Source organism: Rhizobium mulingense, from assembly GCF_029194105.1.
Classification (GTDB): Bacteria; Pseudomonadota; Alphaproteobacteria; order Rhizobiales; family Rhizobiaceae; genus Rhizobium; species Rhizobium mulingense.
Genome location: NZ_JARFVE010000064.1, coordinates 1 through 754 on the forward strand (window position 1 = coordinate 1; position 754 = coordinate 754).

Sequence of the window (754 nt, forward strand, 5' to 3'; positions counted from 1 at the left end):
GGGCAAGAACTCCAAGCCGTTGGACCTGGGCCGCGCCTGATGGGGCGCCAGATACATGATCCTTATCCCGACGACGCGCTCGTCATTGATAGCTTGGCCAAGGAAGAGCTGAGTAAGTTCGGACCGGTCCCGACTTCTCGGAATAATACCAGTCACCAACGAAAGTTTAGCGCTTGGCTCCAAAGGGAGGGCAGGGAGAGCATAGTCAGCCGACTCACCGGTACTGATCAGCAGCAACAGTCGTTGCAAAAAGATTACCAAGACTTCATCGAAGCCATGGGAAAAAAAGTGGGCGTGAGTTTCGATCGGCTGCGGCAGTATCTAGGCGCCGAGTCGCAGTTGAAACAGCATCATCCTTATCCCGACGACGCCCGCATCATTGATGACCTAGCCAAGGAAGAGCTGAGCAAGCTCGGACCGGACTCGACTTCGCAGAGGAAAGTTATCTGGAATCTGACCAACAATCGACGGAGGTTTGGTAATTGGCTGCAAACCAGGGGTCGGGAGAGCATAGCGAGCCGGCTCAACGGCAGTGATCAGCAGCAATGGTCGTTGAAAATAGATTACCAAGACTTCACCGAAGCCGTGGGAAAAAAACTCAATATGTCTTTCAATCGGCTTCGGCAGTACCAGCAAGTCGTTGAGGCGAACGCAGCGTCGGGGTTGTCCCCTGAGCCGGCAAGTGGCCGGGAACCGGCCGGTCTGGACGGCCGTTCGGATCCACGTGCCGAGTTCAGATCAACTTCGCCGCTGC

1 pseudogene is annotated in these 754 nt (G+C 55.6%); it reads left to right on the forward strand.

What is annotated here, in order from left to right:
• Window positions 1-754: pseudogene (locus PYR71_RS30690) on the forward strand (Ulp1 family isopeptidase); the annotation flags it as partial.